At 69.5% G+C, this 20,039-nt stretch carries 18 protein-coding genes; 13 read left to right on the top strand and 5 right to left on the bottom strand.

Annotation, left to right across the window (positions count from 1 at the left end; genetic code table 11):
- Positions 1 to 44: 44 nt before the first annotated feature.
- Positions 45 to 1,679 carry a SulP family inorganic anion transporter gene (locus EV668_RS12535; RefSeq protein WP_133771977.1) on the bottom strand — a complete coding sequence of 545 codons (1,635 nt, stop codon included), beginning with the start codon at positions 1,677 to 1,679 and terminating at the stop codon, positions 45 to 47.
- A gap of 13 nt (positions 1,680 to 1,692) precedes the next feature.
- Positions 1,693 to 1,962 (bottom strand): helix-turn-helix domain-containing protein, encoded by a 270-nt coding sequence (locus EV668_RS12540; protein ID WP_133770505.1) that lies wholly within the window; start codon positions 1,960 to 1,962, stop codon positions 1,693 to 1,695.
- 183 nt (positions 1,963 to 2,145) lie between these two features.
- Here EV668_RS12540 and EV668_RS12545 point away from each other — a divergent pair, with 183 nt between their 5' ends.
- The 3 genes from EV668_RS12545 (at position 2,146) to leuB (ending at position 4,207) form a co-directional block, all read left to right on the top strand.
- Entirely contained in the window at positions 2,146 to 2,379 is a 234-nt protein-coding gene (locus tag EV668_RS12545) for a hypothetical protein (protein ID WP_133770507.1), read from the top strand.
- A 208-nt stretch (positions 2,380 to 2,587) separates the two neighbouring features.
- The gene (gene ykgO / locus EV668_RS12550) at positions 2,588 to 2,713 is read left to right on the top strand and encodes a type B 50S ribosomal protein L36 (RefSeq protein ID WP_133770509.1); all 126 of its coding nucleotides are present in this window, start codon (positions 2,588 to 2,590) and stop codon (positions 2,711 to 2,713) included.
- Positions 2,714 to 3,094: 381 nt separating this feature from the next.
- Positions 3,095 to 4,207 (top strand): 3-isopropylmalate dehydrogenase, encoded by a 1,113-nt coding sequence (gene leuB, locus EV668_RS12555; RefSeq protein WP_133770510.1) that lies wholly within the window; start codon positions 3,095 to 3,097, stop codon positions 4,205 to 4,207.
- 67 nt (positions 4,208 to 4,274) lie between these two features.
- Here leuB and ltnD read toward each other — a convergent pair whose 3' ends face one another.
- Both ltnD and EV668_RS12565 read right to left on the bottom strand, forming a co-directional pair.
- Positions 4,275 to 5,186 carry an L-threonate dehydrogenase gene (gene ltnD / locus EV668_RS12560; protein WP_133770512.1) on the bottom strand — a complete coding sequence of 304 codons (912 nt, stop codon included), beginning with the start codon at positions 5,184 to 5,186 and terminating at the stop codon, positions 4,275 to 4,277.
- A 65-nt stretch (positions 5,187 to 5,251) separates the two neighbouring features.
- The gene (locus EV668_RS12565) at positions 5,252 to 5,992 is read right to left on the bottom strand and encodes an aspartate/glutamate racemase family protein (RefSeq protein ID WP_133770514.1); all 741 of its coding nucleotides are present in this window, start codon (positions 5,990 to 5,992) and stop codon (positions 5,252 to 5,254) included.
- A 254-nt stretch (positions 5,993 to 6,246) separates the two neighbouring features.
- Between EV668_RS12565 and EV668_RS12570 the strand changes: the two genes are divergently transcribed.
- The 5 genes from EV668_RS12570 (at position 6,247) to EV668_RS12590 (ending at position 11,866) form a co-directional block, all read left to right on the top strand.
- The gene (locus EV668_RS12570; RefSeq protein ID WP_245513245.1) at positions 6,247 to 7,848 is read left to right on the top strand and encodes an ABC transporter substrate-binding protein; all 1,602 of its coding nucleotides are present in this window, start codon (positions 6,247 to 6,249) and stop codon (positions 7,846 to 7,848) included.
- A 132-nt stretch (positions 7,849 to 7,980) separates the two neighbouring features.
- A complete protein-coding gene (locus tag EV668_RS12575) occupies positions 7,981 to 8,919 on the top strand; it encodes an ABC transporter permease (protein WP_133770518.1) in 939 nt (312 codons plus the stop codon).
- Between the two features lie 3 nt (positions 8,920 to 8,922).
- Positions 8,923 to 9,813 (top strand): ABC transporter permease, encoded by an 891-nt coding sequence (locus tag EV668_RS12580; RefSeq protein WP_133770520.1) that lies wholly within the window; start codon positions 8,923 to 8,925, stop codon positions 9,811 to 9,813.
- The gene (locus EV668_RS12585; protein ID WP_133770522.1) at positions 9,810 to 10,874 is read left to right on the top strand and encodes an ABC transporter ATP-binding protein; all 1,065 of its coding nucleotides are present in this window, start codon (positions 9,810 to 9,812) and stop codon (positions 10,872 to 10,874) included. Before EV668_RS12580 ends, EV668_RS12585 begins: the two co-directional genes overlap by 4 nt.
- Positions 10,871 to 11,866, top strand: coding sequence for an ABC transporter ATP-binding protein (locus EV668_RS12590; protein ID WP_133770524.1), 996 nt, complete (start codon positions 10,871 to 10,873; stop codon positions 11,864 to 11,866). Before EV668_RS12585 ends, EV668_RS12590 begins: the two co-directional genes overlap by 4 nt.
- A gap of 15 nt (positions 11,867 to 11,881) precedes the next feature.
- Here EV668_RS12590 and EV668_RS12595 read toward each other — a convergent pair whose 3' ends face one another.
- On the bottom strand, positions 11,882 to 12,481 hold the full coding sequence (locus tag EV668_RS12595) for a helix-turn-helix domain-containing protein (RefSeq protein ID WP_133770526.1): 600 nt from the start codon (positions 12,479 to 12,481) through the stop codon (positions 11,882 to 11,884).
- A 132-nt stretch (positions 12,482 to 12,613) separates the two neighbouring features.
- Between EV668_RS12595 and EV668_RS12600 the strand changes: the two genes are divergently transcribed.
- From EV668_RS12600 to EV668_RS12620, 5 genes are read left to right on the top strand one after another with little or no spacing between them, the layout of a single operon-like run.
- Positions 12,614 to 14,626, top strand: a complete 2,013-nt coding sequence (locus tag EV668_RS12600) for a hydantoinase/oxoprolinase family protein (RefSeq protein WP_133770528.1) — start codon at positions 12,614 to 12,616, stop codon at positions 14,624 to 14,626.
- 3 nt (positions 14,627 to 14,629) lie between these two features.
- Positions 14,630 to 16,330, top strand: coding sequence for a hydantoinase B/oxoprolinase family protein (locus EV668_RS12605; protein ID WP_133770530.1), 1,701 nt, complete (start codon positions 14,630 to 14,632; stop codon positions 16,328 to 16,330).
- Positions 16,330 to 17,622: an NAD(P)/FAD-dependent oxidoreductase gene (locus EV668_RS12610; RefSeq protein ID WP_133770532.1), complete on the top strand. Its 1,293-nt coding sequence runs from the start codon at positions 16,330 to 16,332 to the stop codon at positions 17,620 to 17,622. The genes EV668_RS12605 and EV668_RS12610 overlap by 1 nt, the downstream gene beginning before the upstream one ends.
- A gap of 5 nt (positions 17,623 to 17,627) precedes the next feature.
- Positions 17,628 to 18,767, top strand: a complete 1,140-nt coding sequence (locus tag EV668_RS12615; protein WP_208111530.1) for an NADH:flavin oxidoreductase/NADH oxidase — start codon at positions 17,628 to 17,630, stop codon at positions 18,765 to 18,767.
- Positions 18,768 to 18,813: 46 nt separating this feature from the next.
- Positions 18,814 to 20,025, top strand: coding sequence for an ABC transporter substrate-binding protein (locus tag EV668_RS12620; protein ID WP_208111531.1), 1,212 nt, complete (start codon positions 18,814 to 18,816; stop codon positions 20,023 to 20,025).
- Positions 20,026 to 20,039 lie beyond the last annotated feature (14 nt).

The following is a 20,039-nucleotide window of genomic DNA, read 5'->3' on the forward strand; positions in this document are numbered from 1 at the left end:
TTATCGCGCCTGCCGCGAGAAGACCAGCGCCCAGCCGGCCGCTGTCAATGCGTGCCGGCGCCGAGGGTGTCGAGCACGCGTTTCAGCTCGCCGGTCGCCCCCTCGATCCGGATGCGGATGCCCTTCGCGCGGGCCCGGGCGACATATTGGGAGAGCAGGCTCGCGGCCGTGCTGTCGAGGAAGGGAACGGCCGAGAGATCGATGACGATCGAATCCGGCTTCTCGCCGATCCGGTCGAGCGCGGCGGCGACGGCGGAGACCGAGCCGAAGAAGAAGGCGCCCGAGATCCGGATGACGGCCTCGCGCGGGTCGTTGGTCCGCGCGGCATCGTAGGGCGCGCGCGCCTCCGCCGCGTCGGCCTCGTCGGGTTCGACGAGGGCGGTGCCGGTCTCGACGGCGATCGTCTGCGACATGCGGTGGATGAAGAGGAGCGAGCCCAGCGCGAAGCCGGCGAGGATGCCCTCGGTGAGGTCGCGGAAGATGACGAGGCCGAAGGTCACGAGCAGGACCAGCGCATCGCCCCAGGAGGTCCGCAGCAGCGCGGCGAATTCGTGCCTCTCCGCCATGTTCCAGGCCACGACGACGAGCACGGCGGCGAGCGCGGCCAGCGGCACATAGGAGGCGACCGGGGCCGCGATCAGGATGAAGAGGAGGAGGAAGCAGGAATGCAGGATGCCTGCGATCGGCCCGCGCGCTCCGGCCCGCACATTGGTGGCCGTGCGGGCGATGGTGCCGGTGACGCAGAGGCCTCCGAACAGCGACGAGGCGACGTTCGCCGCGCCCTGGGCGACGAGTTCGCAATTCGAGCGGTGGCGGCGGCCGGTCATGCTGTCGGCGACCACGGCAGAGAGCAGGCTCTCGATGGCGCCGAGCAGCGCGAAGGACAGGGCGGCCGGCAGCATCTCGACCACGCGCGCGGCCGAGAGGTCCGGCAGGCGCGGCGCCGGCAGCGAGCCCGGAATGCCGCCGAAGCGCGTGCCGATCGTCTCGACGGGCAGGTTCAGCGCGAAGGCGGCGAGCGAGGCGACCGCGACGGCGATCAGGAGCCCCGGCCAGTGCGGGCGGAAGCGGCGCACGGCGAGGATGAGGCCGATCGCGAGCGCGGCCACCCCGAGCGCGGGCGCGCTGACGGTGGGCAGGGCCGACCCCAGCGCGACGAGCTTCGGCAGGAGCGGCCCCGGCTCGGGGCCGTCGAGGGTCAGGCCGAAGAGGTCGTGCAGCTGGCTCGCGAAGATGATGACGGCGATGCCCGCGGTGAAGCCGACCGTGACGGGGTAGGGGATGTATTTGATGAAGGTGCCGAGGCGCAGGAACCCGATCGCCGTGAGGATCAGGCCCGACAGGAAGGTGGCGATGATCAGCCCGTCGACGCCGTGCCTGTGCACGGTCGCCGCGACGAGGACGATGAAGGCGCCGGCGGGGCCGCCGATCTGGAACCGGCTGCCGCCGAGGGCCGAGACGATCATGCCGCCGATGATGGCGGCCGTCAGGCCTCGGTCGGGCGTGACGCCGGACGCGATGGCGATCGCCATGGACAGGGGCAGCGCGACGACGGCGACCGTGAGGCCCGCCAGGATGTCCGCCTTGAGGTCTGCCGCGCCGTAGCCCTCGCGCAGAACCGTGACGAGCTTCGGCGTGAAGAGCTCCGCGAAGCTCGGCCGTGCCGGCCCTGCCGTCATCTCGCTCATGGCGTCACCCTTGGGGGTCTTTCGAGGGGGCAGGCCTCAGCCGCACGCCGCGGCCGCCCGCAGGGCTCGGCGCGTTCTCGCCGATCAGTTCGATCCCGGCCCGTTCGAAGGCCTCGACGACCTTCATCAGCGTGTCGACGACCCCGCGCACCGTGCCGTCGCTCGCCTCCATGCGCTGGATGGTCGGCAGCGACACGCCCGACATCTCGGCCAGCTGACGCTGGTCGATGCCGAGCAGGGCGCGTGCGGCGCGCATCTGGGAAGCGGTGATCAACGATGCCTTCTCCGGACGGCCGTGTATCCCGTTTGAGCCTTTGATGATGATATATGAAACATCAATAGTGCCTGTCTAGACAGCAATCATGATGTTTTTGCGAGGCAGGGATGCGCCGCGTGCGGAACCGGTCCGTCCGGAACGTCCCGAACTCCCCGGGGTTGGCCGGACAGGAGGATGATCATGGCTACAGACGACAGGACCGATCGCGGTCGCGACGTCGGAGAATCCGGTGCCCCGAAGCTCGGACCCGACGAGGTCGCTGCGGGCGTGACCACGGAGCAGTTCGAGGCGCGGCATCCCGAGGATCCCGCCAGCCGGCCCGGCTGGGACGCCCATGTGAAGGACTTCTTCGACCGGGAGGTCTTCCCCGGCGAGAAAGTGAGGAAGGCGACCGATGCGATGAAGGAGAAGTAGCGCGAGCGGCCGCTCGATCCTCGAGGCTCGCACAGGAGGGCGTCTGCCAAACCGGCAGCATGGCCGCGCGAAAAGTCGCCGGGACACTTGCCGTCGCGGCCGGATCGGACTATGAGGCCGCCTCTGCGATGCCCAACCGGGCTCGCGTCGATTCCGACATCGGTGGAGAGGGGTTCCGGGTCCCAGCGGCTCGACCTAAGGCAGCGCCATGAAGATCCGTCACTCGCTCAAGTCGATCCGCGGCCGTCACCGCGACAACCAGCTCGTTCGTCGCAAGGGCCGCATCTACATCATCAACAAGACCCAGAAGCGCTACAAGGCGCGCCAGGGCTGATAGCCCGCGCCTGATCGCTTCCCTCTCGCCGCCCTTTCGGGCGTGCGAGCGCGCACCGTCATGGCCGTGACCGCATGACAGGTTCCTTCCGAATGGAGGAGCTTGACGATGTGGTCATGGCTGTTGCGCGTATTCGGCCGACGTCGCTCCGGTCTCCGGGCGCCTGATCGTCCTCCGGCGCCGCGGATCGTCGGCGCCTTGCCGCGTCCGGTCGATACCGATGACTGGAACGGCACCGTCCTCAGCGCCGAGCAGTATCGCTGAAGGCTCGTGCGGCCATCGCCGTCTCTTGCCGGTCCGGACATCTTGCCAAGCCGAGCCGGGGCCGCTTAGACCGCCTCGGCGACCGGCCGCTCGGGTCGTCGCGTTGCGAGAGGCCCCATGGCGACCCATAAGATCCTGCTCCTGCCCGGCGACGGCATCGGCCCCGAAGTGGCCGCCGAGGCGAAGAAGGTCCTCAAGCTGTTCGAAGAGGCGGGGTACGGGTCGTTCGAGACCGAGACCGATCTCGTCGGCGGCGCCGCGATCGACGCGCACGGCAAGCCGGTGACGGATGCGGCCGTGGCCCTCGCCAAGGATGCGGACGCGGTCCTGTTCGGCGCGGTCGGCGGGCCCAAATGGGACAAGGTCGCCTACGAGATCCGGCCCGAGGCGGGCCTCCTGCGCCTGCGCAAGGATCTCGGCTTGTTCGCCAATCTGCGCCCCGCCATCTGCTACGGCGCGCTGGCCGAAGCCTCCTCGCTGAAGCGCGACCTCGTCGAGGATCTCGACATCCTGATCGTGCGCGAGCTCACCGGCGGCGTCTATTTCGGCGAGCCGAAGGAGATCGTGACGCTGGAATCGGGCGAGAAACGCGCCGTCGACACCCAGATCTACACGACCGGCGAGATCGACCGCATCGCCCGCGTCGCCTTCGACCTCGCCCGCACGCGCCGGAACAAGGTCTCGTCCGCCGAGAAGCGCAACGTGATGAAGTCGGGCGTCCTCTGGAACCAGGTCGTCACGGCGATCCACGCCAAGGATTACGCCGATGTCGAGCTGGAGCACGTCCTCGCCGACAATTGCGCCATGCAGCTCGTGCGCAAGCCCAAGCAATACGACGTCATCGTCTGCGACAATCTCTTCGGCGACATCCTGTCGGACGTCGCGGCGATGCTGACCGGCTCGCTCGGCATGCTGCCCTCCGCCTCGCTCGGTGCACCGGACGCGGCCGGCCGCCGGGCGTCGCTCTACGAGCCGGTGCACGGCTCGGCGCCCGACATCGCCGGGCAGGGCCTCGCCAACCCGCTCGCCATGATCGGTTCGGTTGCGATGGCGCTCCGCTATTCGCTCGGCCTCGGCGAGGCGGCGGACAAGCTCGAAGCCGCGATCGGCAGCGTCCTCGCCTCCGGTGCCCGCACCCGCGACATCGCGCCGGCGGGAGCGAACGCGATCGGCACGGGCGAGATGGGCGATGCGGTCGTCGCCGCGCTGAAGCCGCTGCTCCGGGCCTGAGGCCAGGCGCGGATGCCGGCCCGTCTCGCAGCGGGCCGGCCAGAGCATGCTCCAACAAAGCCTTGGACTACGCCTCCTCGCCCGGCAGACGGATGCCCGCCATCCGGGCGTAGAGGCGCGCGACGGAGGCATCGTCGTCCCGCCCCATGCCTGAGGCAGCCGTGGCGAGGAACATCTGGAGCGCCGCGGCGCTCATCGGCACCGGGAAGCGGTGGCTACGCGCCATGTCCTGGACGATGCCGAGATCCTTGACGAAGATCTCGACCGCGCTCCGCGGCGCGTAATCCGCCTCCAGCACGTGGGGCATGCGGTTCTCGAACATCCAGGAATTCCCCGCCGAGGCGGTGATGACCTCGTAGACCTTGGGCAGGTCGAGCCCCTGCCGTGCGGCGAAGGCCATGGCCTCGCAGGCCGCCGCGATATGCACGCCCGCCAGCAGCTGGTTGATCATCTTGAAGGCGGCGCCCTGGCCCGGCTCCGGCCCGAGTTCGTAGAGCTTCGCCGTCATCGCATCGAGAGCGGGGCGCGCCGCGGCGAAGGCCGCGGGGCTGCCGGAGGCGAGCATCGTCAGGGCGCCCTCGGAGGCGCGCTGGGCGCCGCCGCTCATCGGTGCGTCGAGGTAATGGCGGCCCGTCGCCTCGAGCCGGGCGGCGAGCCGGCGCGCGACATCCGGATCCATGGTGGCGGAGGAGACGAAGACCGCACCGTCGGGCATGGTCGCGGCCGCGCCGCCCTCGCCGAACAGGACGGCCTCGGTCTGGGCGGCGTTGACCACGACGCTCACGACGATCGCCGCCCCCGCGGCGGCCTCGCCGGGGGTGCCGGCGGGCCGTCCCCCGCCCTCGGCGAAGCGGGCGAGGCTCGCGGCATCGACATCGAACCCCGCGACCTCGAACCCCGCCCGCAGGAGCGAGGCCGCCATCCCGAACCCCATCGAGCCGAGCCCGATCACCGCCGCGCGCTTCGTTTCGACCGGCATCCTCGTCCCCCCTGTTCGGCGGGACTGTGCATCAGGCGCCGGCGGGCGCCAAGATCGGGCGCCGTTCAGCCCTCGAACCGGCTCGCCAGCGCCGTGGAGAGGCCGACCGTCTCGACCCGGGGTGTCGGAGCGAAGGAGCCCATGGCGGGCTTCCGCGTCGCGCGTCGCGCGGCCGCGACGGTCGCCTCGAGGCCCGCCGCGAGCGAGCAGATGACCGGGACCGGCACCTCCGGCGCGATGCGTTCGGCAAGCCCCGCGAGCCCGGCGCCGCCGAGGATGACCGCCTCGGCCCCATCCTTCTCGGCGGCGGCGCGGCAGGCCGAGGCGAGGGAGGCGAGGGCGCGGTCCGGATCGGCCGCGATCTCGGCGCCGGTCGGCGCGACGGTGCGGATCGAGGCGAGGCGGGCCGAGAGGCCGAGCGCGGCGACGAATTCCTCGAGCATCACCTGCCAGCGTTCCCCGCCCGTGACGATCGAGAAGCGGCGGCCGGCGAGGCAGGCGAGATGGCACGATGCCTCCGCCATCCCGACGACCGGCACGGACGCCATTTCGCGCAGGGCCAGCAGGCCCGGATCGCCGAAACAGGCGATGAGCACGGCATCGCAGCCCTCGCCATGCTCGGCATAGGCGTCGAGGGCGGCATGGCCCGCCACGGCCGATGCGGCGCGGCTCGCGATGTAGCGGCCGCCGAACCGTCCGGTCGCCGTCCGCAGGGCGACCTCCGGCCCGAGCAGGGACGCGGCGCGCGCGGCCATGAGCTCCGTGATCGAGGGCGAGGTGTTGGGGTTGATGAGGAGGAGGCGCATGCCGGATTCCCGTGGCTCGAATCCGTGCCGCAACTCCCGAGCCAACCCGCGCCGGCCGGGACCGGCCGTGTGACCCTGCGCTGTTGCCTCAGGCTATCATTCTGATTCCGAAGCGGATTTCAAAATCTGGGATACTCGTTCTTAGACTTGCTCTCGAAGTTGGCACGCCCATTGCGGAGGCAGTTTCAACGGCAGAGAGCCGGGAGGGAGAACGTATGTTGTCGCGTCACACACTTGCGCTCGGCCTCGGTCTGATGATGACCACGGCCCTGGCCGGCATCGCTTCGGCCCAGGAGAAGACGCTTCGGATCGCCATGACGGCGGCCGATATCCCCCGCACGCTCGGGCAGCCCGACCAGGGCTTCGAGGGCAATCGTTTCACCGGCATCCCGATCTACGATTCCCTCGTCCAGTGGGACCTGTCGAAGGAGAAGGAGCCATCCGTTCCGATCCCGGGCCTCGCGACCGAATGGAGCGTCGGCGAGGACAAGACGAAATGGACCTTCAAGCTGCGTCCGGGGGTCAAGTTCCATGACGGCTCGCCGGTGAATGCGGCGGCGGTGGTCTGGAACGTCCAGAAGGTCCTCGACAAATCCGCCCCCCATTTCGATGCGAGCCAGGTCGGCGTGACGGCCTCGCGCATGCCGACGCTGCGGTCCGCCAAGGCGATCGACGACATGACCGTCGAGCTCACGACCTCCGAGCCGGACAGCTTCCTGCCGATCAACATCACCAATCTCTTCATGGCCTCGCCCGCCCATTGGGAGGCGAAGTTCAAGGCGGCGAGCGCCTCGGATCCGGCCGAGAAGGCCAAGCAGGCCTGGACGGCCTTCGCAGCCGACCCGTCCGGCTCCGGCCCGTTCAAGGTGACGCGTTTCGTCCCGCGGGAGCGGCTCGAACTCGCCGCCAACGACGCCTATTGGGACGAGAAGCGCCGGCCGAAGATCGCCAAGGTCGTGCTGATCCCGCTGCCGGAGGCGAATGCCCGCACCGCGGCGCTCCTGTCCGGCCAGGTCGATTGGATCGAGGCGCCGGCGCCGGACGCGGCCGCGCAGATCAAGAGCCGCGGCTTCAAGATCTACCAGAACGTCCAGCCGCATAACTGGCCGTGGCAGCTCTCCTTCGCGGAAGGCTCGCCCTGGCTCGACAAGCGGGTCCGCCACGCCGCCAATCTCTGCATCAACCGGTCGGAGCTGAAGGAGGCGCTGAACGGCATGATGGCGGAGGCGACCGCCACCTACGAGCCGGGCCATCCCTGGTACGGGAACCCGACCTTCAAGGCGAAATACGATCCCGCCGCCGGCAAGAAGCTGATGACGGAAGCGGGGTTCTCGGCCTCGAAGCCCCTCAAGGTGAAGGTGCAGACCTCCGCCTCCGGCTCGGGCCAGATGCAGCCCCTGCCGATGAACGAGTTCGTCCAGCAGGCGCTCAAGGACTGCTATTTCGACGTCGAGCTCGACGTCGTCGAGTGGAACACCCTGTTCAACAGCTGGCGGCTCGGCGCCAAGGACCCGGCGGCGCGCGGCTCGCACGCGACCAACGTCTCCTTCGCCTCCATGGACCCGTTCTTCGGGATGGTGCGGTTCTCCTCCACCAAGGCGTTCCCGCCCGTCTCGAACAACTGGGGCTATTACGGCAACGCCGAGATCGACAAGCTGATCGCCGACGCCCGGACGACCTTCGACGACAAGGCCCGCGATGTCGCGCTCGCCAAGCTGCACACGCGGATCGTCGATGACGCGCCCTTCGTCTGGATCGCCCACGATGTCGGTCCGCGGGCCATGTCGGCCAAGGTGAAGGGTGTCGTGCAGCCGCAGAGCTGGTTCATCGACATCGCCACGATGTCCATGGACTGAACGGCCGAGGGCCGACGCCGCCGCGACGGGTGAGGGCGAAGTTCCGAACCCGTCGCGTGTCTCCTCTCAACCGGCCCTCGCCGATGCGAGGGCCACCTTCTCCCCCGAGGGAAGGCTTCGCGTGGAGCTCCGATGCTCGTCTATCTTGCCCGCCGCGTCGTCTACACGATCCCGATCCTGCTCGGCGTCTCGCTGGTCTGCTTCGCCCTGGTCCATATCGCGCCGGGCGATCCGCTGGTCTCGGTGCTGCCGCCCGATGCCTCGGCCGAGCTGCAGGCGCAGCTCCGCGCTCTCTACGGGTTCGACCAGCCCTATATCGTGCAGTTCCTGCGCTGGCTGGGGCGCGCTCTCCAGGGCGATCTCGGCACCTCGATCGCCTCGGGCCGGTCGGTCACGACGGAGGTCGTGACGGCCGTCGGCTACACGCTCCGCATCGCGGTCCTCGCGACGCTGATCGGCTTCTTCTTCGGCTCCCTCTTCGGCTTCGTCGCCGGGTATTACCGCGGCTCGGCCATGGACCGCATCGCCTCGTTCGTCTCGGTGCTCGGCGTCTCCGTGCCCCATTACTGGCTCGGCATGGTCCTGGTGATCATCTTCGCGGCCATCCTCGGCTGGCTGCCCCCCACGGGCAAAGGCGACGAGAGCAGCCTCTGGGAATCCTTCCGCCACATGATCCTGCCGGCCGTGACGATGTCGGTGATCCCGATGGGGATCGTCGCGCGGACGGTCCGGGCGCTCGTCGCCGACATCCTGTCCCAGGAATTCGTGGTCGGCCTGCGCGCCAAGGGCCTGACCGATGCCGGCATCTTCCGCCACGTCGTCAAGAACGCCGCCCCGACCGCGCTCGCCGTGATGGGCCTCCAGCTCGGCTATCTCCTTGGCGGCTCGATCCTGATCGAGACCGTCTTCTCCTGGCCCGGCACGGGCTTCGTGCTCAACAACGCGATCTTCCAGCGCGATCTGCCGCTGCTCCAGGGCACGATCCTCGTGCTCGCGCTCTTCTTCGTCATCCTCAACCTGCTGGTCGACATGCTCCAGACGGCGCTCGACCCGCGCATCCAGCGGAGCTGACGCATGGCCGCTCTCGCCCAACACACCCTCGCCGCCCCCGCTCCGGCCGAGAAGGCCGACGGCTACTGGATCGGGGTCTGGCGCCGTCTCCGGCGCGATCCCGTCGCGATGGTCGCGCTCGCGGTCATCGTCGCCCTCATCCTGATGGCGATCCTGGCGCCCTATCTCGCGCCGGCCGACCCCCTGCGCGGGCAGAGCCTTCGCCGGCTGCGCCCCATCGGCACGGCGGGCTTCCCGCTCGGCACCGACGAGCTCGGCCGCGACATGCTCTCGCGCCTGATCTGGGGCGCGCGCCTGTCGCTCTTCATGGGCATCACGCCCGTCATCCTCGCCTTCTTCGTCGGCTCGGCCATCGGCATCACCGCCGGCTATGCGGGCGGCCGGGTCGGCACCGTGATCATGCGGACGATCGACGTCTTCTACGCCTTTCCGTCCGTCCTGCTGGCGGTCGCGCTCTCCGGCGCGCTCGGGTCCGGCACCGGCAATGCGCTCGTGTCGCTCACCGTGGTCTTCGTGCCGCAGATCGCGCGGGTGGCGGAGGCCGTGACGACGCAGGTGCGCCAGCGCGACTACGTCGAGGCCGCACGGGCCTCGGGCGCGGGGCCCGTCACGATCGTGCGGGTGCATGTGCTCGGAAACGTGCTCGGGCCCATCTTCGTCTACGCGACGAGCCTGATCTCGGTCTCGATGATCCTCGCCTCGGGCCTCTCCTTCCTCGGGCTCGGCGTGCAGCCCCCGAACCCCGAATGGGGCCTGATGCTGAACACGCTCCGGACCGCGATCTACGTCCAGCCGTGGCTGGCCGCGCTGCCGGGCGTGATGATCTTCTTCACCTCGATCGCCTTCAACCTCCTGGCCGACGGCCTCCGCAACGCCATGGACGTCAAGCAATGATCATCGGCGCTCCCGCACACGACCCCTTCGAACGAGACCGGGGAGGGCCGGCGACGCCGCTCCTCACGGTCAAGGGCCTCCTCAAGCATTTCCCGATCCGGGGCGGGGCGCTGGGGCGCGTCCAGGCCCATGTCCGGGCGGTGGACGGCGTCGATTTCGAGGTGATGAAGGGCGAGACGCTCGGCGTCGTCGGCGAATCCGGCTGCGGCAAGTCGACGACGGCGCGGCTTCTCCTCAGCCTGATCGACCCGACCGCCGGCGAGGTCTTCTTCGACGGCATGAAGGTCGGCTCGCCCGAACTCAGCCTCAAGGAGTTCCGGCGCCAGACCCAGATGGTCTTCCAGGACAGCTACTCGTCCCTCAATCCGCGCCTGACGATCGAGGCCTCGATCGCCTTCGCGCCGCAGGTCCACGGCGTGCCGAAGCGCGAGGCCGTCGCCCGGGCGCGTGATCTCCTCGCCCGCGTCGGCCTCGATCCGGTGCGCTTCGCGGGCCGCTATCCGCACGAGCTGTCGGGCGGCCAGCGCCAGCGCGTCAACATCGCCCGCGCCCTCGCCCTCCAGCCGCGCCTCGTGCTGCTCGACGAGGCGGTCTCGGCGCTCGACAAGTCCGTCGAGGCCCAGGTGCTGAACCTCCTCATGGACCTCAAGGACGAGTTCGGGCTGACCTACCTCTTCATCAGCCACGACCTGAACGTCGTGCGCTTCATCTCGGACCGGGTCATGGTGATGTATCTCGGCCAGGTCGCCGAGATCGGACCCTCGGACGTGGTCTTCGACCGGGCCTGTCATCCCTACACGACGGCGCTGCTCTCCTCGATGCCGTCCATCGATCCGGACCACCGGACGATGGAGGCCCCGCTCGCGGGCGATCCGCCCAATCCGATCAATCCGCCCTCCGGCTGCCGCTTCCATACGCGCTGCTCATTTGTTGAGCAGGTGTGCTCAAGCGTTCAGCCGAGGCTCACCGAGGCGGGGCCGCAGCATGAGGCGGCCTGCCTGATGGTCGTGCCGGGATCCGGGCATTCCAAAGCGCCGGTCGGAACGGGAGTGGCCGCATGAGCGCCGTCGATATCCGAGACCTTCGCGTCACCTTCGGCGGCGTCGTCCGCGCCGTCGACGGCGTCACCCTGTCGATCGAGCGCGGCGAGGTCGTCGCGCTGATCGGCGAATCCGGCTCGGGCAAGAGCGTCACCCTGCGCTCGCTGATGCGCCTGCATCCGCCGCGCGCGACGAAGATGGAGGGCACGATCGCGGTCGAGGGCCGGGACGTCCTCGCCATGACGCCGCGCGCGCTCGCCGATTATCGCGGGCCGATCGTGTCCATGATCTTCCAGGAGCCCCTGCTCGCGCTCGACCCGGTCTACACGGTCGGCGAGCAGATCATGGAGATCATCCTGCGGCACGAGAAGGTGTCGCGGAAGGAGGCGCGGGCCAGGGCGCTCGCCCTGTTCGAGCGCGTGCGCATTCCGAGCCCCGAGCGCCGACTCGACGCCTATCCGCACGAGATGTCGGGCGGCATGCGGCAGAGGGCCATGATCGCGCTCGCGCTCGCCTGCCGGCCGAAGGTGCTGCTGGCGGACGAGCCGACGACCGCCCTCGACGCGACGGTCCAGATCCAGATCCTGCTGCTGCTGCGCGAGCTGCAGCGCGATCTCGGCCTGTCGATCATCTTCGTGACCCACGACCTCGGCGCCGCCGTCGAGGTCGCCGACCGGATCGCCGTCATGTATGCGGGGCGCATCGTGGAGGAGGGCACGGCCCGCGAGCTGATCCGCAATCCGCGCCACCCCTATACGATCGGGCTCCTCAAGAGCCGCGCGCACGGCGTGATGGAGAAGGGCACGCGGCTCGACGCCATTCCGGGCGCGCCGCCCGATCTCGCCCGTCTGCCGCCCGGCTGCTCCTTCGCGCCGCGCTGCGCGGCCGCGATCGAGAGCTGCCAGATCGAGCAGCCGCCCTCCTTCGTCGTCGAAGGCGGCCATCGGGCTCGCTGCTTCCGCTGGAAGGATGCGCCGGCCCAGCTCGGCGCGCAGGCGCTCGGGGCGGCCTGACCGGGGCGTCGGTCGTCAGTACACGGCCGGCGTCACCACCCAGATCAGATCCACCGGCTGGTCGCCGATGCACCAGAAGCGGGCGAACTTCGTCGCGGCGAAGGCGAAGCTGTCTCCGACGCCGATGACGTATTCCTGGCCCTCGACCTCGAGTCCGAGCGTGCCCGAGACGACGACGCCGCATTTCGACCCGCTCTCGTTGTTGTAGGGCTGCTCGCCCGACGAGCCTCCGGGCTGCACGACGATCCGCAGCATCTGAATGCCGGGGACGGAATCGGGGGACAGCAATTCCTTCGTCATGCCCTTCGGGCCGATGGTCATGACGCGCCGGGCCGAGGCGCGGACCACGACCTCCTCGTGCTCGGCCTCGGGCACGTCGAACAGCCAGCCGACCGGCATGTCGAGCGCCGCGCAGATGTGCCGGAGCGATTTCAGCGACGGTGTGGTCACGCCGCGCTCGATCTGGCTCAGCAGCCCGATCGAGATCTCCGCCTTGTCCGCGACCTCCTGCAGCGAGCGCCCCTTGATCGAGCGGCGCAGGCGCAGCTTGCGCCCGATCCCGTCCCCGGAATCGCTGTCCGAAAGCGGGGCCACGCTCTGTCCCTGACGTGCCATGCGTCTGGTTCTCCGCGAAGCACGGGAGCGACCCATGCTGCATGATAAGTGAAATTATTGATCCGCGTTTTCAACCGTGTTGCAATCACCGTCAACATCTGGTCTTATAAATGAAACACGTCGGATGGAGCCATGCGGGTCGGAATCGAAGTCGGGGGAACCTTCACGGACTTGGTCGCGATCGATGGATCGCGCGTCGAAGTGGTGAAAGTTCCGAGCACGCCGGGCAATCCCGAGATCGGCGCCTTCAACTCGCTCGAGGCCGCCGGGATCGAGGCGGCGAGCGTCTCTGATCTCGTCCACGGCTCGACCGTGGCCACCAACGCGATCCTCGAGCGCAAGGGTGCCAGCGTCGCCTTCGTCACGACGCAGGGCTTCCGGGACATTCTGTTCTTCCAGCGCCATGATCGCCGCAACATCTATGATCTGCGCTATAAGAAGCCCGCGCCGCCGCTCCGCCGCAAGGATTGTCTCGAGGTTGCCGAGCGCGTCGATTCCCAGGGCAACATCGTGCTGCCGCTCGACGAGCAGGCGATCCGCCGGGATCTGATCCCGGCTCTCGCGGCCGGTGGGTACCAGGCCGTCGCGGTCTGCCTTCTCTCGGCCTACTCGGCGCCTGCGCACGAGGCGCGGGTGAAGGAGCTCATCAACGCCGCGCTGCCGTCCGTGCAGGTGGCCTGTTCGCACGAGGTCGCGAGCGAGTTCCGCGAATACGAGCGGGCGACGACGACGGTCCTGTCGGCCTATGTCCAGCCCGTGATCGACGGGTATCTCGCCCGGTTCGAGGCGACGCTCGCCAAGGCGAATTTCGCCGGCGGCTTCTCGGTCATGCAGTCGAATGGCGGCCGGCTCCCGTCCGTCGCCATGCGCAAGAATTCGATCACGGCGCTCTTCAGCGGACCTGCAGCCGGCGTCGTCGGCGCGATCCGCCAGGCCGAGCGCTCGGGCCGCAAGGACCTCATCACCTTCGACATGGGCGGCACGTCGACCGACGTCTGCCTCGTCGTGGACGGCGTCCCGTCCGTCTCCCCCGAGACGGAGGTCGACGGCCTGCCGATCCGCACCCCCGTCCTCGACATCGTCACGGTCGGCGCCGGCGGCGGCTCGCTCGTCTGGATCGACGACGGCGGCATGCTGCGGGTCGGCCCGCGCAGCTCCGGCGCGACGCCGGGCCCGGCCTGCTACGGCCGCGGCGGGACCCTGCCCACCGTCACCGATGCCCATGTCGTGCGCGGCACCATCCGGGCGGACGCCTTCCTCGGCGGCACGATGACGCTCGACGTCGACAAGGCGCACAAGTCCTTCGAGGAGGTCGCCGGCAAGCTCGGCATCTCGGTGCGCGATGCGGCCGCCGCCGCGATCCGGCTCGCCGTCGCCAATATCGTGCGCGCCGTCCAGCTCGTCTCGACCGAGCGCGGTCGCGATCCGCGCAGCTACGCCCTCCTGCCGTTCGGCGGGGCGGGGCCGCTCCTCGCCGCCGAGATCGCCGAAGAGCTCGGCTGCCGCGAGATCGTGGTGCCGCCCAATCCGGGCGTGATCTCGGCCTTCGGTCTCCTCGCCGCCGATTACGTGCGTGTCGCGAGCGTGACGCGCCGGACGGCCCTGTCGGACGACGCGCCGACGGTGCTCCGCGAGGAGTTCCAGCGCTTCCGCGAGAAGGCCGAGACCGAGTTCCGCTCGCTCGGGCTCGACGGCGCGCTCGCCTTCGAACTGACGGCGGAGATGCGCTTCGTCGGCCAGGCCTTCGAGATCCCGGTCGAGATCGATCCGGCGCGGCTCGCGGGCCTCAAGCCCTCCGACCTCGCCGACGAGTTCAGCGCCGCGCACCGGCGCATCTATTTCCATGGCGGCGAGCCGGGCCGCAAGGTCGAGATCGTGGGGCTGCGCTTTGCCGTCCGCCGCCGCCTCGACAGCCTGCCCGACTTCCGTGAGCGCGTGTCCCGGCTCGAGCATCCCCCGGAGATCGAGGTCTGGACGCCGAACGGCGCCGCCGCGACGGCCCTCATCGACGCCGATACCCTGGCGCCGGGCCGGCCGGTCAACGGCGCGGCCATGATCGAGGGCTATTCGTCGACCCTCTGGGTCCCGCCCGGCTGGTGTGCCGAGCGCGACGAGCCCGGCAACATCATCATGCGGAGGGCCTGAGCGATGGCGCTCGATCCGAAATCCCTCGATCCCGTCGACTACGCGATCATCAGCCAGTCGCTGATCGCCGCGGCCCGCGAGATGGGCGCGAAGCTGATCCGGTCGGCCTATTCGACCGTCCTGCGCGAGGCGCGCGATGGTTCGGCCGCCCTGCTCGATGCGAAGGGCAACACCATCGCCCAGGCCGAGCTGATCCCGATGCAGCTCGGCACGATCGGGCACGTCTTCCAGCCCTGCACGAAGCTCTATCCGAACGAGACGCTCGTTCCGGGCGACTTCTTCGTCATCAACGATCCCTATTCGGGCGGCCAGCACCTGCAGGACGTCTTCCTGTTCCACCCGATCTTCTATGACGGCAAGGTGATCGGCTTCTCGGCCTCGGTCGCCCACCACCTGGACGTCTCGGGCGGCGATCCCGGGCTCAACATCGCGGCGCCGGACGTCTATGCCGAGGGGCTCATCATCCCGCCGCTGAAGTTCAACATGGAGCGGGACTGGCACGGCGGGCCGTTCGAGCGGCTCCTGCGCGCCAACGTGCGCGTGCCGCACCAGACGATGGGCGATTTCGACGCGCAGATCGCGGCGAACGCGATCGGCGCGCAGCGCGTCGTCGAGCTCGCCGACCGCTACGGCGCGGAGAAGATCGCGGCCGTGATGGCCGCTCTGCTCGACTATTCGGAAGCGCGGATGCGGGCGGCGCTCCGCGAGATCCCGGACGGGGTCTATACGGGCGAGGACGCGGTCGACGACGACGGTCTCTCCGACGAGGCGCTCCCCGTCCGGGCGACGGTGACGATCACGGGCGACCAGGCGACGATCGACTTCACCGGCACGGCCCCGCAGGTGCGGCGCAACCTGAACGCGCCTTTCGCGGCGACGGTTTCGGCGGCGCTGTCCTGCCTCAAGGCGGCGCTGACCAGCCCCGACATCCCCTTCAATGCCGGCGCCTTCCGGCCGATCGAGGTGACGGCGCCGAAGGGCAGCATGCTGAACCCGAACCATCCGGCGCCCGTGCGGGCCCGCATGGAGGTCTGCTCGCGCGCCTGGAACGCCATCATGAAGGCACTGTCCCAGGCCGTTCCGGACAAGGTCATCGCCTGCGGCTTCGATACGACGACCTCCTTCGTCCTCTCACATCTCGGCGAGAGCGGCTGGTCGGTCTATCTCGAAATCTATGGCGGCGGCTTCGGGGCGGCGAACGACACCGACGGCTGCGACGGCGTCGACAATCCGCTCTCGAACTGCTCGAACACGCCGGTCGAGGCGCTCGACCAGGACTTCCCGTTCTTCCGCGTCGTCGAATACGCCCTGCGCACCGATAGCGGCGGTCGCGGCCGCCAGCGTGGCGGGCTCGGCTTCACGCGCAGCTTCGAGGCCCTGAGGGACGGCGTGCGCGTCGCGCTCTACAGCGACCGCTTCAAGCTGTCGGCCGACGGTCTGTTCGGTGGCGGCGAGGGCGCGACGGGCTTCTGCGAGGTGCGCCGCGGCGACACGGTGATCAAGCTGAAGTCGAAGGACGCGATGGACCTGCAGCGCGGCGACATCGTCACGCTCGGCACCGGCGGCGGCGGCGGCTACGGCGATCCGGCCGAGCGGACCGAAGCCCTGATCGCCGAGAACCTCGAGGACGGGATCATCTCGCCCGAGGTCGCCCGGACCTGGCGGGATGCCGGGGCGGCCGGACAAGGTCAGGCCGGCCCCTGATGGGCTCGTCCGCCGACAGCATCCGGAACGCCCTCTGGCCGGCGACGGCCCGCGAGGCGGCGCCGGTATCCGACGCCTTCGCGCCCGGCCGGAGCGTGGATGTCGCGATCGTCGGCGGCGGCTTCACCGGCGCCAGCGCCGCGCTCTCCGCGGCATCGCAGGGCGCGAGCGTGGCGCTGATCGAGGCGCGGACGATCGGCTGGGGCGCCTCCGGCCGCAATGGCGGGCAGGTCATTCCCGGCCTGAAGCTCGACCCCTCGGAAATGCGCGCCGCTTACGGCGAGGATCGCGGCAGCCGCCTCGTCCAGGCGGTCGGCAACGGCGCCGACGACGTCTTCGGCCTGATCGAGACGCTCGGCATCGACTGCGAGCCCCAGCGCTCGGGCTGGATCCAGGCGGCGCATGCCGAGACGGCGCTCGCGCGCGTCCAGAAGCGCTGCGACGAATGGGCGGGGCTCGGCGCTCCCGCCGAGCGCCTCGACCGTGCGGCCGTCTCTCGCCTCACCGGAACGGACGCCTATCTCGGCGGCTGGATCGACCGGCGCGCGGGCACCATCCAGCCCCTCTCGTATGTGCGCGGCCTCGCCAAGGCGGCGCAGCGGCTGGGTGCGACCCTGCACGAGGGCACGACGGCGACCGGTCTCGCCCGGAAGGGCAATCGCTGGGAGGTCGCGACCTCGGCCGGGCCGATCTCCGCCGGCCGCGTCATCGTCGGCCAGGACGGCTATGCGGACGGCCTCGTGCCGGGCCTCGCGAAGTCCCTGATCTGCGTGCAGAGCGCCCTCCTCGCGACGGAGCCGCTGCCGGAGGCGCTGCGGGCCAGGATCGTGCCCGGGGGGATCTGTTCGTCGGAGACGCGCCGGCTCGCCTTCTACTTCCGGCAATCGGCCGACGGGCGTCTCGTCTTCGGTGGGCGCGGGGCGGTGGGCGACACCGAGAACCCGGCGTTCTTCTCGGCCCTGACCACGGCCATGCACCGAACCTTCCCGGAGACGAAGGCTCTGGCCATCGCCCATCGCTGGTCGGGCCAGGTCGCGATGACGCTCGACGGGCTGCCGCATATCCACGAGCCGGAGCCGGGGCTCCATATCGGCATCGGCTATAACGGGCGCGGCATCGCCATGGCGACCCTGATGGGCCGCTGGCTCGCCGACCGCGCCCTCGTCGGCACGGAGCCGCCGCTTCCGATCACGCCGCTGACGCCGATCCTCTGGCACAGCCTCAAGGGTCCTGCAGTCCAGCTCGGGATCACCTGGGCCTGGATCCGCGACAGGCTGGGATTTGCAGGATGACGACCATGAGTACGCTCTTCTCGCCCCTCGCGCTCCGCCGCGTCACGCTCCCCAATCGCGTCGTCGTCTCGCCGATGCAGCAATACATGGCGGGGGACGATGCCCTGCCGAACGATTTCCATCTCCAGCATTACGGCCGTCTGGGCCTCGGCGGTGCCGGGCTCGTCTTCACCGAGGCCCTCGCGGTCAGCCCCGAAGGCCGGGTGACGCATCACGATCTCGGCATCTGGTCGGATGACTACGTCGCCGCGCTCAAGCCCATCGTCGCGGCGATCGCCGCGGGCGGCGCCGTCCCCGCGACGCAGCTCATCCATGCCGGCCGCAAGGGCAGCGTCGGCCGTCCTTGGGAAGGCTACAACCCGCTCGACGCGGCCTCCGCGGAACGCGGCGAGGCCCCCTGGCAGACGGTGGCGGCGAGCGCCATTCCCGCCAATCCCGGCTGGCACGTGCCCGAGGCGCTGGACGAGAAGGGCATCGCCCGGCTCATCGCGGCCTATGCCGACGGCGCGCGCCGGGCGGCGGCAGCCGGGTTCCGCGTGCTCGATATCCACGCGGCCCACGGCTACCTGATCCATTCCTTCCTCTCGCCGATCGGCAACAAGCGCGAGGATGGCTGGGGCGGCGATTTCGACGGCCGCATCCGCTTCCTGCTCGAGATCACGAAGGCCGTTCGGGCGGCGTGGCCCGCAGACCTGCCGCTCTTCGTGCGCCTGTCCTGCATCGACGATCAGCCGGATGGCTGGACGCTCGAGGACTCCGTCGAATTGTCGCGGCGCCTGAAGGCGCTCGGCGTCGACGTCATCGACTGCTCGTCCGGCGGTCTCGGCGAGCGCACCACGACGAAGCTGATCAGCCGCCCCGAGGGCTATCAGGTGCCCTTCGCCGAGCGCATCCGCGCCGAGGCCAAGGTCCCGACCATGGCGGTCGGCCTCATCACGACGCCGGCCTTCGCCGAGTCGGTGGTCGCCGAAGGCCGCGCCGATCTCGTCGCGATCGGCCGCGAGGCGCTCATGAACCCGCATTGGCCCTTGCAGGCGGCCCGCGCTCTCGGCCACGATCAGAACTTCGGCGCCTGGCCTCCCGCCTGGGGCTGGTGGCTCGAGAAGCGCGCCCGTGCGGCCGCCGCCCGGGCGCCTCAATCATAAGCCGACAACCGCAACCATAAGCCGAGAACGAAGAGAGGGGTTCGCCATGACGATCGAACGCAGGACAATTCTCAAGAGCCTCGCGGCCGCCCCGGCCGCGCTCGCCATGCCGGCCTATCTGCGGCAGGCCTCCGCGCAGGGCGGCACGCTCGACATCGCCGCCGTCTACTCGCTGTCCGGTACCTTCGCCAATGTCGGCACGCTGCTGAACAGCGGCAGCAAATGGGCCATCGAGAAGTACGATACGGTTCTCGGCAAGAAGCTGAACTACGTCCTCATCGACGACCGTGGCGATGCCGGCGAGGCGGTCCGCCGGGTGCAGGAAGTGATGACCCAGCGCGGCATCAGGCACATCCTCGGCTGCACCAACTCGGCCATCGCGCTCGCGGTGCAGAAGGAGGTCTATGCGCGCGGCGGCATCTACGTGCAGATGGCCGGCGCGGACGAATCGACCGGCAAGGATTGCAACAAGTCGAACTTCCGCTGGCCGGTGGCGAGCTACAGCGCCGTCAATGCGACCGTCCGGCCGCTGATCGAGAAGTTCCCGGACGCGAAGAAGTGGTACACGATCACCGGGCAGTACGTGTTCGGCGACAGCCTTCTCACCAACGTCAAGGACGTCCTGAAGGAGAAGGGGCTCCAGCACGTCGGCAACAGCTACCATTCGCTGTCCGACCGCGAGTATTCCGGCTACATCGCGACGGCTCTCGCCGCGCAGCCCGACGTCCTCGCCATCTGCAACTTCGGCAACCAGACGCTCGACGTCGTGCGCCAGGCGATCAGCTACGGCATGAAGCGCAACACCAAGATCCTGGCGGTCTGGTCGACCGGTCTCGATCAGTTCCAGGCGCTCGGTCCCGAGAATTGCGACGGCATCTATTTCGGCTGCAACTTCTGGCACGGCGTCGACAGCCCCGGCGGCCGCGTCGTGGCCGAGGTCGTCAAGGCGAAGACGGGCGACGTGCCGAACTACCTCCACGCCTGCGGCTATGCCGTGGCACAGGTCCTGCTGGAGGGGATCAAGAAGGCGGGCACCGACGACGTGCCGGCCGTGATCAAGGCGCTCGAGGGCATGACCTACGAAGGACCGACGGGGACCGAGACCGTGCGGCCTGAGGATCATCAGGTGATCAAGGACTACTACCTGATGCTCGGCAAGGCGAAGAGCGCCATGAAGGACAAGAACGACTTCGCCGACGTCGTCGCTGCGACCAAGGCCTTCCTGCCGCCGGAGAAGACCGGCTGCAAGATGAGCTGAGCGGCTCCGAACGC

This window comes from Enterovirga rhinocerotis (assembly GCF_004363955.1).
Classification (GTDB): Bacteria; Pseudomonadota; Alphaproteobacteria; order Rhizobiales; family Beijerinckiaceae; genus Enterovirga; species Enterovirga rhinocerotis.